Origin of the sequence: Sphingomonas sp. R-74633 (assembly GCF_013416555.1) — a bacterium.
GTDB lineage: Bacteria > Pseudomonadota > Alphaproteobacteria > Sphingomonadales > Sphingomonadaceae > Sphingomonas.
In genome coordinates, this window is sequence record NZ_JACCFG010000003.1 from 270,043 (window position 1) to 283,024 (window position 12,982).

Below are 12,982 nucleotides of genomic sequence, written 5' to 3' on the forward strand. Positions count from 1 at the left end.
CCAGCAAAGCGATTGCGTGGAAACACTTCCCCGCTAGGCTGGCCGGGCAAGAGGGGGAATCATGTCTGAACATTGGGAAGAGGAAGGCCGGTACGGCCATCCGATCGTCGCGACCCTGGCCGGAGGCGCCGTGCTGGTGCTGGCCGCGCTGCTCGGTCCGCGCTTCGCATCGCCGCTGCCGCTGCCCGCGCTGCTGATCGGCGGCGCCGCGGCGGGGCTGGTGCTGTGGCTGATCGGCTTGCTGATCACCACGCGCCATTCGAACCTGGTCTGGAAGCTCGGCTCGCTGGTGCTGCTGATCGCCGCCGGCGCCGGCGCTGCGATGGTCGCGCACGGCCAGTTCCAGACCCGCTCGCGCGCCGATGCGAGCAGCTTCGCCGAGATCGAGCTGACCCCCGACGGTGCGGTGATGCTGCCCCAGGGCGTGGCCGGGCGCGGCCCGGTCTCCGCGCTCTATGCCGAGGCGGTGCAGGCCGAGGCGGCGGACAAGCGCGCCTTCACCGATGCGCTTGCCAAGTTCGGCGCGCCCGCGCTCAACAGCCCCTATCTGCTCCAGCAAAATCCCAAGCCGATCCAGGATTGCGCCGCACTCGACAATGTTCGCGCGCTGGCCGTGGCGCAGAGCGCCAAGCGGCTCGACCGCCGCGCGGCGCTGGCCCGGGCGATCGGCAGCGCCAGCCTGCCCGTCACGGCGAAGCAGGGCGTCGTCCAGATCGTCGGCGATGCGAAACTCGATCCGACGCTGGGCAACCAGCAGGCATTGCTCGACGCCACCGCCGAGCTCTGCAAACTGCTTGCGCGCAAGACCTGGGTGAACGCCAATGCCTATTTCGGCTTCCCGAACGGGGCCGATGGGGCGGCGTTCAAGGCGATCGGCCAGAAGCGCGTCGCGCTTTCCGCCGATGCCGATGCGATCGCCCGCGCCGAGAGCGCGCGGATCCTGGCCGGGCGCGAGCAGGTGCGCGATGCGCTGAGCCACTCGATCTACACGAAGGAGTAAAGCCCTCAGGCGGCGGGCCGTACCGGGTTCGCCGCCTGATCGCCGACCACGGTGTTCCACGGCAGCACTTCCCAGCGGGTGATCAGCCCGTTGGCGACATAGGGATCGGCAGCGGCAAAGGCGCGCGCGGCGGACTCGTTGGCGAAAAGCAGCAGCGCGCTTTCGGGCGGATCGCCGACCGCGCCGCCGAGCAGCAGATCGCCGGATTCAACGTTCGCCCAGGCGAGCTTCAGATGCACATCGCGAAAGGCGGCGCGACGCTCGAGATAGTCGGGTGCAGTGGTGTAGCGCAGGATCCAGTGCATCTCAGCCTCCGATGCGGAGCCACAAGGCAGTGGCGTCGTCCGATTTCTTGAAGCGCGGGAAGCGGGTGCAGGCTTCGTCCTCCTGCTCGATCGCGCGCAGCTCCTCGCCCACCGCCGCCAGCCCGCGGGCGCGGATCGCCTCGATCAGCGCGCTGTCGTCATAGGCGGCATAGCTGTCGATCAGCGCGGCATAGCCGTCGCTCATCAGCAGCACCTCGTCGCCGGGCGCGCAGGCGATGCGGGCGCTGTCGACCTGCGCCATATGCTCGGGATCGACGCTCAGCACGCGCATGCCCGGTCGGCCGCGGGTCGAGCGGAGATTGGCGAGGATCGGGGCGGAGCGCTTGGGGCTGCCGAGGCCATGCTCGGCGAGGCTGGCGGCGCGCTCGGCCTCAGAATTGCGGATTTCCTTTTGCGGGCCGAGGCGCGTGACCGTGCCCGCCGACCAGTGGAAGCCGACGCAATCGCCGAGCCAGCCGATCTCCAGGCCTTCGCCATCGAGACGGACGGCGAGCGACGAGGCGAGCGGATATTCCCAGCGGTCCTCGGGATCGCGGGTGCGGTCGCGCTCCCAGGCGGCGAGGATCTGCGCGGCGACGCCGGCATAGAGCGTGTCGATCGTCTCGGCAGTCGAAGCAGTGAAGGCTGCCTGGGCGATGCTCGCCAGCCAGGCCGCGCCGCCCTGCGCGCCGACCAGCCCGGGCGGGCCGAGATCGGTGGCGCCGTCGATCACCCAGGCATGGGCGCGGGCGCTGCCCGTGCGGTCGTCATTGGGAACGGAGAGCGCGCCGGCGAGGCTGATCGACTGGAGGAGATCGAAATGCATGGCCGCGAACCTAGCCCGGATTTGTGACGCTCCGCACCATGTAACGCGCATCGGGGCCATAACTTGAGAGCTTGGCTTTCAGCGCAGGGCTTTCGCGCGATTCGAAGCCCTGCGCCTGCCAGAAGGCGGCGGAGTCGTTGACCGAGACCAGCGCGATCGGGGCGTCGACGCGGTCGAACAGCAAGGCGAGCCCGGCCCGGGCATTGCCGCCGCCGCGCGCCTCGGGGAGCAGGGCGAGGTCGTGGAGATACCAGGCGTCACGCGCCTCGGGCAGGCCGCCGAGCAGCGTATCAAGCGGCGGGATCGCCTCCAGCGGCCAGGGATAGGCGATCAGATAGCCGGCCACCCCGCGCTCGCCTGCGAGGACGAAGCAGCTGTCGGGCGCGAGCGCCAGCCGCTCGGCGAAGCAGGCGCGGCCCTCGGGATGGTCGGGAAAGGCGATGGCGGCGACCGCGACGACACCGTCGAGATCGCCTTCGCGCATCGCCCGCCAGTGCATCAGTCGGCGAACAGCAGCACGGGCGTCTCGACCAGCTTCTTCACGGCCTGGACGAAGCTCGCCGCATCCCAGCCATCGACGACGCGGTGGTCGCAGCTGATCGACAGGTTCATCAGCTTGGCACGGACGATCTCGTCGCCGTGGAAAATGGGACGCTCGACGATCTTGTTCGGGCCGATGATCGCCACTTCCGGCCGGTTGATCACCGGCGTGGTGGCGATGCCGCCCAGGGGTCCGAGCGAAGTGACGGTGAGCGTCGAGCCGGACAGCTCCTCGCTCTTCGCCTTGCCGGTGCGCGCCGCCTCGGCGAGGCGGGTGATCTCGGCGGCGAGCTGCCAGACATTCTTGTCCTGCGCATCGCGGATCACCGGGACCATCAGGCCGGCGTCGGTCTGCGCCGCCATGCCGAGATGAACGCGGCCGTGGCGGGTGACCACGCCGGCCTCGTCATCATAGCGCGCGTTGATCATCGGGAAGTCGGGCAGCGCCCGGCAGATCGCGACGATCAGGAAGGGCAGCATCGTCAGCTTGGGGCGTGCCCCGCGATTGTCGTTGAGGTCGGCGCGCATCGCCTCGAGCGCCGTCACGTCGAGCTCGTCGACATAAGTGAAGTGCGGGATGGCGCGCTTCGAGGCGGCCATGTTCTCGGCGATGCGGCGGCGCATGCCGATGACCTTTACGGGCTCGTCCTCGCGGGCGCGGCTGGCGTGCGGGGCGTGATAGCCCTGGCCGCTGCCGTAGCGGAGATACGCATCGAGATCGGCGTGGCGGACATGGTTGCCGTCGGCCTTCACCGTGGCGAGGTCGATGCCGAGATCCTTGGCGCGGGCGCGGACCGCGGGGGAGGCGAGGACGTGCGCCTGCGCGACGGGCTCGGGAACCGGCGCAGGTGCGGGGGCCGGCGCGGGAGCAGGAGCCGGGGCAGGCGTCGGCGCGGGAGCGGCCTCGACCACTTCCTCGACACCCGGCGTTTCCGCCTCGACCTGCTCTTCGACCGGCGTCTCGACGACGGCATCCTCGCCCTCGACTTCGATCACCATCAGCGCCGAGCCGATCGCGACCTGGTCGCCGACTTCGCCGGCCAGTTCGACGACGATCCCGGTGACCGGCGATTCCATCTCGACGGTGGCCTTGTCGGTCATCATGTCGGCGACCTGCTGGTCCTCCGACACCTTGTCGCCGATCTTGACGTGCCAGGCGACGATCTCGGCCTCGGCAATGCCTTCGCCGATATCGGGAAGGCGGAAGGTGAAACGAGCCATCGCGGTCAGTCCTTCAGGATTTTCTTGAGCGCCGTGCCGATACGCACCGGGCCGGGGAAATAGGCCCATTCCAGGCTATGCGGATAGGGCGTGTCGAAGCCGGTGACGCGTTCGATCGGGGCTTCGAGATGATAGAAGCAGCGCTCCTGCACCTGCGCCGAAAGCTCGGCGCCGAAGCCCGAGGTCCGCGTCGCCTCATGGACGATCATGCAGCGGCCGGTCTTCTTCACCGAGGCCTCGATCGTCTCGATGTCGAGCGGGACGAGCGTGCGCAGATCGACGATCTCGGCATCGACGCCCATTTCCTCGACCGTGTTGGCCACCACGTGGACCATCGTGCCGTAGCAGAGGATCGTCACCGCCTCGCCCGGACGGACGACCGCGGCCTTGCCGAGTTCAACGCGGTAATGCCCCTCGGGCACCTGCGCGCCGGGATGATCGGCCCAGGTCTTGGCCGGGCGGTCATAATGGCCGTGGAACGGGCCGTTATAGATGCGCTTGGGCTCGAGGAAGAGGACCGGGTCATTGTCCTCGATCGCCGCGATCAGCAGCCCCTTGGCGTCATAGGGCGTCGAGGGGATCACCGTCTTCATGCCCGAGACATGGGTGAAAATGCCCTCGGGCGACTGCGAGTGCGTCTGCCCGCCGAAGATGCCGCCGCCATAGGGCGAGCGGATCGTGATCGGCGCAGTGAAGTCCGCCGCCGAGCGATAGCGCAGCCGCGCGGCTTCGGAGACGAGCTGGTCGAGCGCGGGATAGATATAGTCGGCGAACTGGATCTCGGGGACCGGGCGCAGGCCATAGGCGCCCATGCCGATCGCGACGCCCATGATGCCGATCTCGGTGATCGGCGTGTCGAAGGCGCGGCCCTTGCCATACTTCGCCTGGAGCCCCGCCGTCGCGCGGAACACGCCGCCGAAATAGCCGACATCCTCGCCCATCACGATCACATTGGGATCGCGCTCCATCATCACGTCCATGGCGGAATTGATCGCCTGGATCATGTTCATGTGGATGGTGTCGCTCACAGGCCAGCCGCCTTCTGCTCGTCGAGCATCTGCTGCTGCTGCTCCTTCAAATGCCAGGGAATCTCTTCGAACACGCCCTCGAACATCGATTCGAAGGGCTGGTGCATGCCGTGGCCGAGGATACCGTTCTTCTCGGCTTCCTTCTGCTCGCGCTTGACCAGTTCGGCGAGCTCAAGGTCCTGCGCGGCGTGGCGTTCCTCGTCCCATTCGCCGATCGCGATGAGGTGCTCCTTGAGGCGCCGGATCGGATCGCCGAGCGGCCAGGCATTGGGCTCGCCGGCCGAGCGGTACGCCGTCGGGTCATCGGACGTGGAGTGGCCCTCGGCGCGGTACGTGAAATGCTCGATCAGCGTCGGGCCCTGGTTGGTCCGCGCGCGCTCGGCGGCCCATTGGGTGGCCGCGTACACGGCCAGCGCGTCATTGCCGTCGACGCGCAGGCCCGCAATGCCATAGCCGATCGCGCGCGCCGCGAAGGTCGTCGCCTCGGCCCCGGCAAAGCCTGAGAAGCTCGAGATCGCCCATTGGTTGTTGACGACGTTGAAGATAACCGGCGCCTTGTAGACCGTCGCGAAGGTCAGCGCCGAGTGGAAGTCGCCCTCCGCCGTCGAGCCTTCGCCGCACCAGGTGGCGGAGATGCGCGTGTCGCCCTTGGCCGCGCTCGCCATCGCCCAGCCCACGGCCTGCGGGTACTGCGTCGCGAGATTGCCCGAGATCGAGAAGAAGCCATATTCCTTCGACGAATACATGATCGGCAGCTGCCGGCCCTCGAGCGGATCGGCCTTGTTCGAGTAGATCTGGTTCATCATTGTCACGATCGGATAGCCGCGCGTGATGAGGATCCCCTGCTGGCGATAGGAGGGGAAGCACATGTCGTCGCCGGCCAGCGCCATCGCCGCGCCAATCGACACCGCCTCCTCACCGGTGGACTTCATGTAGAAGCTGGTCTTGCCCTGGCGCTGGGCGCGGAACATGCGCTCGTCGAAGGCGCGGGTGAGCGCCATCGAGCGGAGCATCCGGCGCTTGGCGTCGGCGTCGAGCCGCGGGTCCCAGGGGCCGACCGCCTGGCCGTTCTCGTCGAGCACCCGGACCAGGCCGTAAGCCAGTTCATGGAAGCTCGACGCGGCATCGGCCGTATCGGGGCGCCGCGTGGCGCCGGCCGGCGGCACGTCGACATCGCTGAAGTCCGCCTCGTCGCCCGGCCGGAATCGCGGCTCGGGCACGTGCAGCGCAAGCGGGGGCAAATTGGCGCGATCGCGCTCGATCGACATGGGCTCTCCGGGCAAAGGTTCCCGTCACCAAACGCGCGGGAATCATGTTCGGGGCCTTTGTTATAAAATTTCAAAGGCGGATGCAACAAGGTCAGTGTTGCTGACCTGAAATGCCGCCCGTTCCGATGGGAATTGGAATGGCATTGACTCTGGTCCGATATGGAACAAAATGGGAACGATCCTGTTCCCCGAGTCGTGAGACAATGGCCGATCCTGCCGTCCTGAAGCAATTGCGCGAGACCCTGAGCGGTCTGGAAACCGGCGGATTCCGCCGGCGCCCGGCGCTGCCCTTCGGGATCGAGCCAGTCGATTCGCGACTCGCCGATGGCGGCCTCCGGCTCGATGCGCTGCACGAGGTTGCGGCGGGCACCAGCGACATGGCCGATGATTGCGCGGCGACCCTGTTTCTCGCGGGAATCGCCGCACGCGCCTGGGGCCCGGTGCTGTGGGTGGTGCGGCGGCGCGACCTGTTCGCGCCCGGGCTCGCCCAGTCGGGGCTCGATCACAAGCGCCTGATCTATGCCGAGGCACAGGACGATGCCGAGCTGCTGGCGATCATGGAGGAAGGGCTGCGCCATCGCGGGCTCGGCGCGGTGATCGGCGAGGCCAAAAGGGCGGACATGACCGCGACGCGGCGGCTCCAGCTCGCGGCCGAGGGCGGACGGACGATCGCCCTGCTCCTCAAGCGCGCCGCACGCGAAGGCAGCGACCCGATCGCCATGCCCTCGGCGGCAGTGACGCGCTGGCGGGTGAGCTGCGCGCCCTCGACGCCGCTACCGGTGGCGGGCGTCGGGCGGCCGCGCTGGAAGCTGGCACTGGCGCGGCAAAAGGGCGGGGAAGGTTTCGAGACGATATTGGAGGCATGCGATGCAACGGGTCGCTGCGCTCTTCCTTCCGCTATGGCCGATCGAAAGGCTGTGGCGGGCGGAAGCGCGCCCCGGCGCGCGGCCTGATCCGCGCGCCCCTTCCTTCGCCCAGGCCTCGCTCGATCCGCTGTTCGAAGCGGCGGCGAAGGAGCAGGAACATGCCTGTTCGGTCCCGCGCGGCGGCGGCTGGCGCCCCGGGGCGCGCTGGGCCCGCGAGGACGAACTCGGCAAGGTCGCGCTGCCGCCGGTGACGCGGCCCAAGGCGAAGCATGAAGTCGGGCGGCGCGACGAAGCGGCGGCGGCGAATCCGTTTCGCCCGCTGCGGCCGGACGATGGCGGGGCTCCCGCCAAATTCCTCCCCCAGCTCGCTCGGGGAGGGGGACCGCGCCTGCAGGGCGTGGTGGAGGGGCCGACGCAGCGCGCCAGTACCCGGCACGCCCTTCCACCATCGCTGCGCGATGGTCCCCCTCCCCGAGACAAGCTCGGGGAGGAACTGCCGCCGCTCATCACCAGCATCCGCAACGGCAGCCGCATCGAGATCGCCGCCGCCTGCCCCGCCGCGCAGGCGCTCGGGCTGCGTTCCGGCATGGCGGTCACCCAGGCACGCGCGCAGGTGCCGGGACTCGATATCCGCCCGGCCGATCCCGAGGGCGATCGCGCCTCGCTGAAGAGCCTCGCCATGCTCGCCGCGCGGCGCTGGTCGCCGACGGTGGCAGTATCGGGCGAGGACGGGCTGCTGCTCGACCTGAGCGGCACCGCGCATCTGTTCGGCGGCGAGGCGGCGATGGCGCGGCGGATCGTCCGCCTGCTCGCGCGCGCCGGTTTCACTGCGCGCATCGCCATCGCCGACACGCCGGGTGCCGCCTGGGCGCTGGCGCGGTTTCATGGCAATTACCTCTGCCCGCCCGGCGACCAGGCGCGCGCGCTTGCCGAGCTTCCCACCCCGGCGCTGCGCATCGACGAGGCTGCTGTCGAATTGCTCAAGCGTCTCGGCGTCGACCGGATCGGCCAGCTCTCCGCTTTGCCTCGCGCGCCGCTCGTCCGCCGCTTCGGTGCAGGCGTGGTGCTGCGGCTCGACCAGGCATTGGGCCATATCGCCGAGCCACTCGACCCGGTGATCCCGCCCGAGGCGATCGCCGTCCAGCAGCGCTTCGCCGAGCCGATCGCCACCGCCGAGGCGATCGAGCATTGGCTGGGCACGCTCGTCCCGCGCCTCGCCGCCGCGCTCGAGGCCGAGGGGCTGGGGGTGCAGGCGCTCGAATGCATTGCCGAGCGGATCGACGGCGTGCCGCAGCGCATCCGCATCGGGCTGGCCCGGCCGAATCGCGATCCCGCGCATCTGCTCCGCCTGCTCAAGCGCCGGATCGAGGATGTCGAGCCGGGCTATGGCATCGATGCGATCACCCTCCATGTCCGCCGCGCCGGCGTGCTCGGCCCCGAGCCAATGGTCGAGCGGCTCGACGAGGAGGCCGGGCCGGACATCGCCACGTTGGTCGACACGCTGGCGACGCGGATCGGCCAGCGGCGGATGTGGCGGATGCGCCCGGTGGAGAGCGACGTGCCCGAGCGCGCCGCCACGCGCATGCCCGTGCTCGACCCGCCCGTGCGCGCCGCCCAGGCCGGCAAGCGCGACGACATCCGCCAGCTCGACCGCAACCCGCCCTTGCCGCCCTGGCATCCCGGCTGGCCCAAGCCGGCGCGGCTGCTCGCCCGGCCCGAACGGCTCGACCATGTCATGGCCGAACTGCCCGACCATGCCCCGCGCCGCTTCACCTGGCGGGGGCTGGCGCACCGCGTCGTCCATGCCGACGGACCCGAGCGCATCCAGGGTGAATGGTGGAAGCGGGGTGCCGAGCGGCTGAGCGTGCGCGACTATTTCCGCGTCGAGGACGAGGCCGGCCGGCGCTACTGGCTGTTCCGCGCCGGCGATGGCGAGCGTGCAATGACCGGCGACCTCAGCTGGTATCTCCACGGGGTGTTCGGATGAGCTATTCCGAGCTCCAGGTGACGACGCATTTCTCGTTCCTGCGCGGCGCGTCCTCGCCCGAGGAGCTGTTCCGCCAGGCGGCGTTGCTCGGCCTGCCCGCATTGGGCATCGTCGACCGCAATTCGGTGGGCGGGGTGGTGCGCGCGCTGGTCGCGGCCGAGCAGTTCAGCAAGCTTGGGATTCCGATCCGGATGATCGCCGGCTGCCGGCTCGACCTGGTCGATGGCAGTTCGGTGCTGGTCTGGCCCGAGGATGTCGCGGCGTGGAGCCGGCTCACCCGGCTGCTCACCCTCGGCAAGGCGCGCGCCGATGCGCAAAAGGGCGAGAAGGGCCAGTGCTTCCTCCATTGGGACGATCTTGCCGGCGCGGCCGAGGGCATGATCGGCGCGCTGGTTCCCGGGCTGGCCGATACCGGCGATCCGCAGGCGCTCGGCTGGATGGCCGATGTGTTCGGGGAGCGCGGCCATGTCTGCCTCACCCAGCATCGCCGCCCGGGCGACGCGATGCGGCTCCACGAGTTGAACCTCGCCGCCCGGCGCTTCGGCCTGACCGCGCTCGCCACCGGCGACGTGCTCTACGACACGCCCGACCGGCGGATGCTGCAGGACGTCGTGACGGCAATCCGCGAGAAATGCACGATCGACGAACTCGGCTTCCGCCGCGAGCGCAGCGCCGACCGGCACCTCAAGTCGCCCGAGGAGATGGCGCGGCGTTTCCGCGACTATCCGCATGCGCTCGCCGCCACCGAAGCGATCGCCGAACGCTGCACCTTCAGCCTGCGCGACCTGAAGCACCAATATCCCGAGGAAGAAGTCATCCATGGCCGCAGCGCGCAGGAGGCGCTCGCCGCACTCGCCTGGAACGGGCTCAGGCAGCGCTTCGCCGGCAAGCCCAGCCAGGCGCATCAGGACCTGCTCAAGCACGAGCTCGGGCTGGTCGAGCAGATGGAATACGCACCCTATTTCCTGACGGTCAATTCGATCGTCCAGTTCGCGCTCAGCCAGCATATCCTCTGCCAGGGACGCGGCAGTGCGGCCAATTCGGTGATCTGCTTCGCGCTCGGCATCACCTCGATCGATCCGATCAAGCACCAGCTGCTGTTCGAGCGCTTCATCTCGACCGAGCGCAAGGAGCCGCCCGATATCGATGTCGATTTCGAGCATGAGCGGCGCGAGGAAGTGATCCAGTGGATCTATGAGAATTACGGCCATGACCATGCCGCGCTCACCGCAGTGGTCAGCCGCTTCCGCTCGCGCGGCGCGCTGCGCGAAGTCGGCAAGGCGATGGGCCTGCCCGAGGACCTGACTTCGGCGCTGTCCTCGCAGGTCTGGGGCTGGTCGAACGATGTCGACGACAAGCATGCCGATGCGCTCAATCTCGATCGCAGCGATCCCCGCCTCGCGCTGACGCTCGAGCTCGCCCGCCAGCTGATCGGCACGCCGCGGCACCTCTCGCAGCATCCCGGCGGCTTCGTGCTCACCCGCGACAAGCTGCACGACCTGATCCCGGTCGAGCCCGCCGCGATGGTCGATCGCCGCGTGGTCGAATGGGAGAAGCTCGACATCGAGGAGCTGGGCTTCATGAAGGTCGACATTCTCGGCCTCGGCATGCTCGGCTGCATGCGGCGCACCTTCGATCTTCTCGCGCAGCACAAGCAGACGCATCTGACATTGGCCTCGCCGCGGATGCAGGACGAGGACCCGCTGACCTTCAAGATGATCCAGCAGGCCGATACGCTGGGCGTATTCCAGATCGAGAGCCGCGCGCAGATGTCGATGCTGCCGCGGATGAAGCCCGACTGTTTCTACGACATCGCGATCCAGGTCGCGATCGTCCGACCCGGACCGATCCAGGGCAATATGGTCCACCCCTATCTCAAGCGCCGGCAGAACCCGAAGCTGGTCGACTATCCTTCGCCGGCGCTCAAGGAAGTGCTGGAAAAGACGCTCGGCGTCCCGCTGTTCCAGGAACAGGCGATGCAGGTGGCGATCAAGGGGGCCGGCTTCACCGCCAGCGAGGCCGACCGGCTGCGCCGCGCCATGGCGACGTTCAAGTCGAGCGGCGATATCGGCGAGTTCGGGCCGAAGCTGATCAGCGGCATGCTCGAACGCGGGATCAGCCAGGATTTCGCCGAGCGGCTGGTCGAGCAGATCAAGGGCTTCAGCAATTACGGCTTCCCCGAGAGCCACGCCGCCAGCTTCGCCAAGATCGCCTATGCCTCGAGCTGGATGAAATGCCATCATCCGGATGTGTTCTGCGCGGCGCTGCTGAATGCGCAGCCGATGGGCTTCTATGCCCCCGCCCAGCTGATCCGCGATGCGCGCAGCCACGGCGTCGAAGCGCGGCCGGTATGCATTAACGACAGCGACTGGGACACGCGGATGGTGTCCGAAGGCGCGAACCCACGTGATCGGCACGAAAAGTTCTGCGGCACCGACGAAGACTGGGCGAGCCTGCAGCCGATCCGGCTGGGCATGCGGATCGTGCAGGGGCTTTCCGAAGCCGACGTCATCGAGATCCTGAAGGCACGAAGGCAAGCGCCGTTCACGTCGATCGAGGATGTCTGGCGCCGCTCGCGCGTGAGGCCTGCTGCGCTCGAGAAGCTGGCGCGCGCCGATGCGTTCCAGGCACTGGGGCTCAACCGGCGCCAGGCGCTCTGGGCGATCAAGGGGCTGGGCCAGGCGCCACTCGACCTGTTCGCCGCCGCCGACGCACGCGAGGCGCAGACCGTGGCGGAAGTGATCGAGCCGGAGGTGACGCTGCTGCCGCTCAGTGCGGGGCGCGAAGTAGTGGAGGATTATCGTGCCACCCAGCTGTCGCTCCGTGCGCATCCGCTGAGCTTCCTGCGCGATCGGCTGGCGGCGCGGCGGATCGCGCGGTGCGGCGACCTGCTCAACATGAAGGACGGCGCCCGGGTCGAAGTCGCCGGGCTGATCCTCGTCCGCCAGCGCCCGGGCAGCGCCAAGGGCGTGGTGTTCGTCACGCTGGAGGACGAGACCGGCATCGCCAATGCCGTGCTCTGGGCGGACCGGTTCGAGGAAAATCGCCGCACGGTGATGTCGGCGACGATGCTGGCGATCCGCGGCAAGGTCCAGCGCGAAGGCATCGTCATCCACCTCGTCGCCGAGCAAATCACCGATCTCACCCCCTGGCTGCGCGAAGTCGGCGAGCTCGATTTGCCGCGCATGACGATGCCGGGCGACGGCGCGACGCATGGCGGCACGATCGATCCGCGTGACCGCCTCCAGCCGCGCCAGCGCGCGCTCGAAAGCTGGCCGCCGCGCCGCAGCCTCAAGGCGCCGGACCTGATCCCGGTGCGCTCAAGGGACTTTCATTGATGTCGAAGAACCGCTTTTTCTACGCCCTCGTGCCGCCGCCGCTGCCGCGCAATCTGATCGGCGTGCAGCGCGACCAGCTCGGGCTTGCCGAGACGGTTGTCGAGAATGACCGGCTGCACATCACGCTCGGTATCACCGAGGATTTCGCGCGCCAGCCCTATGACAAGGTGCAGCGGCTGATCGAGATCGGCGCGCAGGTCTCGGCGGCGCCGGTGCCGGTGAAGCTGGACCGTGTATCGGGCAGCAACGAGACGGTTGCGCTGCGCCCGAGCCGCAAGATCGATGCGCTGGGGGAGCTGGGCCGCAAGCTGCAGGAGGCGCTGTCACACGCCGGGCTGCTGCGCGGCGCCTGGGATTTCCACCCGCACGTCACCCTGCTCTATCGCAAGGGGCGGCCCTTCACCCGAACGATCGATCCGATCGGCTGGGATGCGACCGATTTCGTGTTGATCCATTCGATCCTCGGCGCGCACCGCCATATCGAGCTGGGACGCTGGCCGCTGGAGGACCGCCAGGGCGCGTTCGGGTTCTAGCGTAACTGTTCCCCGGCGAAGGCCGGGGCCCAGTTGCCAGGTAGTTCGAGAGGCTTTTCCGCCTCACCAA

General features: G+C 68.7%; 11 protein-coding genes. 5 read left to right on the forward strand and 6 right to left on the reverse strand.

Annotation, left to right across the window (positions count from 1 at the left end; genetic code table 11):
• Nucleotides 1-61 precede the first annotated feature (61 nt).
• On the forward strand, nucleotides 62-1,000 hold the full coding sequence (locus HZY97_RS11470) for a hypothetical protein (protein WP_180143673.1): 939 nt from the start codon (nucleotides 62-64) through the stop codon (nucleotides 998-1,000).
• Nucleotides 1,001-1,005: 5 nt separating this feature from the next.
• On the opposite strand, the gene HZY97_RS11475 is transcribed toward HZY97_RS11470, so the two are convergent.
• Genes HZY97_RS11475 through HZY97_RS11500 form a run of 6 tightly spaced genes read right to left on the reverse strand, consistent with a single transcriptional unit; the run spans nucleotide 1,006 to nucleotide 6,188 of the window.
• Nucleotides 1,006-1,305 carry a YciI-like protein gene (locus HZY97_RS11475; RefSeq protein WP_180143675.1) on the reverse strand — a complete coding sequence of 100 codons (300 nt, stop codon included), beginning with the start codon at nucleotides 1,303-1,305 and terminating at the stop codon, nucleotides 1,006-1,008.
• Between the two features lies 1 nt (nucleotide 1,306).
• A complete protein-coding gene (locus tag HZY97_RS11480; protein WP_180143677.1) occupies nucleotides 1,307-2,131 on the reverse strand; it encodes a protein phosphatase 2C domain-containing protein in 825 nt (274 codons plus the stop codon).
• A 10-nt stretch (nucleotides 2,132-2,141) separates the two neighbouring features.
• Complete coding sequence (locus tag HZY97_RS11485; protein ID WP_218943020.1) at nucleotides 2,142-2,630, reverse strand: GNAT family N-acetyltransferase; 489 nt, start codon at nucleotides 2,628-2,630, stop codon at nucleotides 2,142-2,144.
• Nucleotides 2,630-3,892 carry a dihydrolipoamide acetyltransferase family protein gene (locus HZY97_RS11490; RefSeq protein ID WP_180143679.1) on the reverse strand — a complete coding sequence of 421 codons (1,263 nt, stop codon included), beginning with the start codon at nucleotides 3,890-3,892 and terminating at the stop codon, nucleotides 2,630-2,632. The genes HZY97_RS11485 and HZY97_RS11490 overlap by 1 nt, the downstream gene beginning before the upstream one ends.
• 5 nt (nucleotides 3,893-3,897) lie before the next feature.
• The gene (locus HZY97_RS11495) at nucleotides 3,898-4,902 is read right to left on the reverse strand and encodes an alpha-ketoacid dehydrogenase subunit beta (protein ID WP_180144524.1); all 1,005 of its coding nucleotides are present in this window, start codon (nucleotides 4,900-4,902) and stop codon (nucleotides 3,898-3,900) included.
• Between the two features lie 14 nt (nucleotides 4,903-4,916).
• The gene (locus HZY97_RS11500) at nucleotides 4,917-6,188 is read right to left on the reverse strand and encodes a 3-methyl-2-oxobutanoate dehydrogenase (2-methylpropanoyl-transferring) subunit alpha (protein WP_180143681.1); all 1,272 of its coding nucleotides are present in this window, start codon (nucleotides 6,186-6,188) and stop codon (nucleotides 4,917-4,919) included.
• A 203-nt stretch (nucleotides 6,189-6,391) separates the two neighbouring features.
• On the opposite strand from HZY97_RS11500, the gene HZY97_RS11505 reads away from it, so the two are divergent.
• Genes HZY97_RS11505 through HZY97_RS11520 form a run of 4 tightly spaced genes read left to right on the forward strand, consistent with a single transcriptional unit; the run spans nucleotide 6,392 to nucleotide 12,912 of the window.
• Nucleotides 6,392-7,141, forward strand: a complete 750-nt coding sequence (locus tag HZY97_RS11505) for an ImuA family protein (protein WP_180143683.1) — start codon at nucleotides 6,392-6,394, stop codon at nucleotides 7,139-7,141.
• A complete protein-coding gene (locus HZY97_RS11510) occupies nucleotides 7,056-9,041 on the forward strand; it encodes a DNA polymerase Y family protein (protein WP_180143685.1) in 1,986 nt (661 codons plus the stop codon). Before HZY97_RS11505 ends, HZY97_RS11510 begins: the two co-directional genes overlap by 86 nt.
• On the forward strand, nucleotides 9,038-12,379 hold the full coding sequence (locus HZY97_RS11515; protein WP_180143687.1) for an error-prone DNA polymerase: 3,342 nt from the start codon (nucleotides 9,038-9,040) through the stop codon (nucleotides 12,377-12,379). The genes HZY97_RS11510 and HZY97_RS11515 overlap by 4 nt, the downstream gene beginning before the upstream one ends.
• Nucleotides 12,379-12,912, forward strand: coding sequence for a 2'-5' RNA ligase family protein (locus tag HZY97_RS11520; protein WP_180143689.1), 534 nt, complete (start codon nucleotides 12,379-12,381; stop codon nucleotides 12,910-12,912). The genes HZY97_RS11515 and HZY97_RS11520 overlap by 1 nt, the downstream gene beginning before the upstream one ends.
• Nucleotides 12,913-12,982: the final 70 nt, after the last annotated feature.

What these genes read in the sequence shown, in the direction of transcription:
- HZY97_RS11470 (WP_180143673.1), top strand. Translation starts at nt 62, where the DNA reads ATGTCTGAACATTGGGAAGAGGAAGGCCGGTACGGCCATCCGATCGTC.
- HZY97_RS11475 (WP_180143675.1), bottom strand. Translation starts at nt 1,305, where the DNA reads ATGCACTGGATCCTGCGCTACACCACTGCACCCGACTATCTCGAGCGT.
- HZY97_RS11480 (WP_180143677.1), bottom strand. Translation starts at nt 2,131, where the DNA reads ATGCATTTCGATCTCCTCCAGTCGATCAGCCTCGCCGGCGCGCTCTCC.
- HZY97_RS11485 (WP_218943020.1), bottom strand. Translation starts at nt 2,630, where the DNA reads ATGCACTGGCGGGCGATGCGCGAAGGCGATCTCGACGGTGTCGTCGCG.
- HZY97_RS11490 (WP_180143679.1), bottom strand. Translation starts at nt 3,892, where the DNA reads ATGGCTCGTTTCACCTTCCGCCTTCCCGATATCGGCGAAGGCATTGCC.
- HZY97_RS11495 (WP_180144524.1), bottom strand. Translation starts at nt 4,902, where the DNA reads ATGAACATGATCCAGGCGATCAATTCCGCCATGGACGTGATGATGGAG.
- HZY97_RS11500 (WP_180143681.1), bottom strand. Translation starts at nt 6,188, where the DNA reads ATGTCGATCGAGCGCGATCGCGCCAATTTGCCCCCGCTTGCGCTGCAC.
- HZY97_RS11505 (WP_180143683.1), top strand. Translation starts at nt 6,392, where the DNA reads ATGGCCGATCCTGCCGTCCTGAAGCAATTGCGCGAGACCCTGAGCGGT.
- HZY97_RS11510 (WP_180143685.1), top strand. Translation starts at nt 7,056, where the DNA reads ATGCAACGGGTCGCTGCGCTCTTCCTTCCGCTATGGCCGATCGAAAGG.
- HZY97_RS11515 (WP_180143687.1), top strand. Translation starts at nt 9,038, where the DNA reads ATGAGCTATTCCGAGCTCCAGGTGACGACGCATTTCTCGTTCCTGCGC.
- HZY97_RS11520 (WP_180143689.1), top strand. Translation starts at nt 12,379, where the DNA reads ATGTCGAAGAACCGCTTTTTCTACGCCCTCGTGCCGCCGCCGCTGCCG.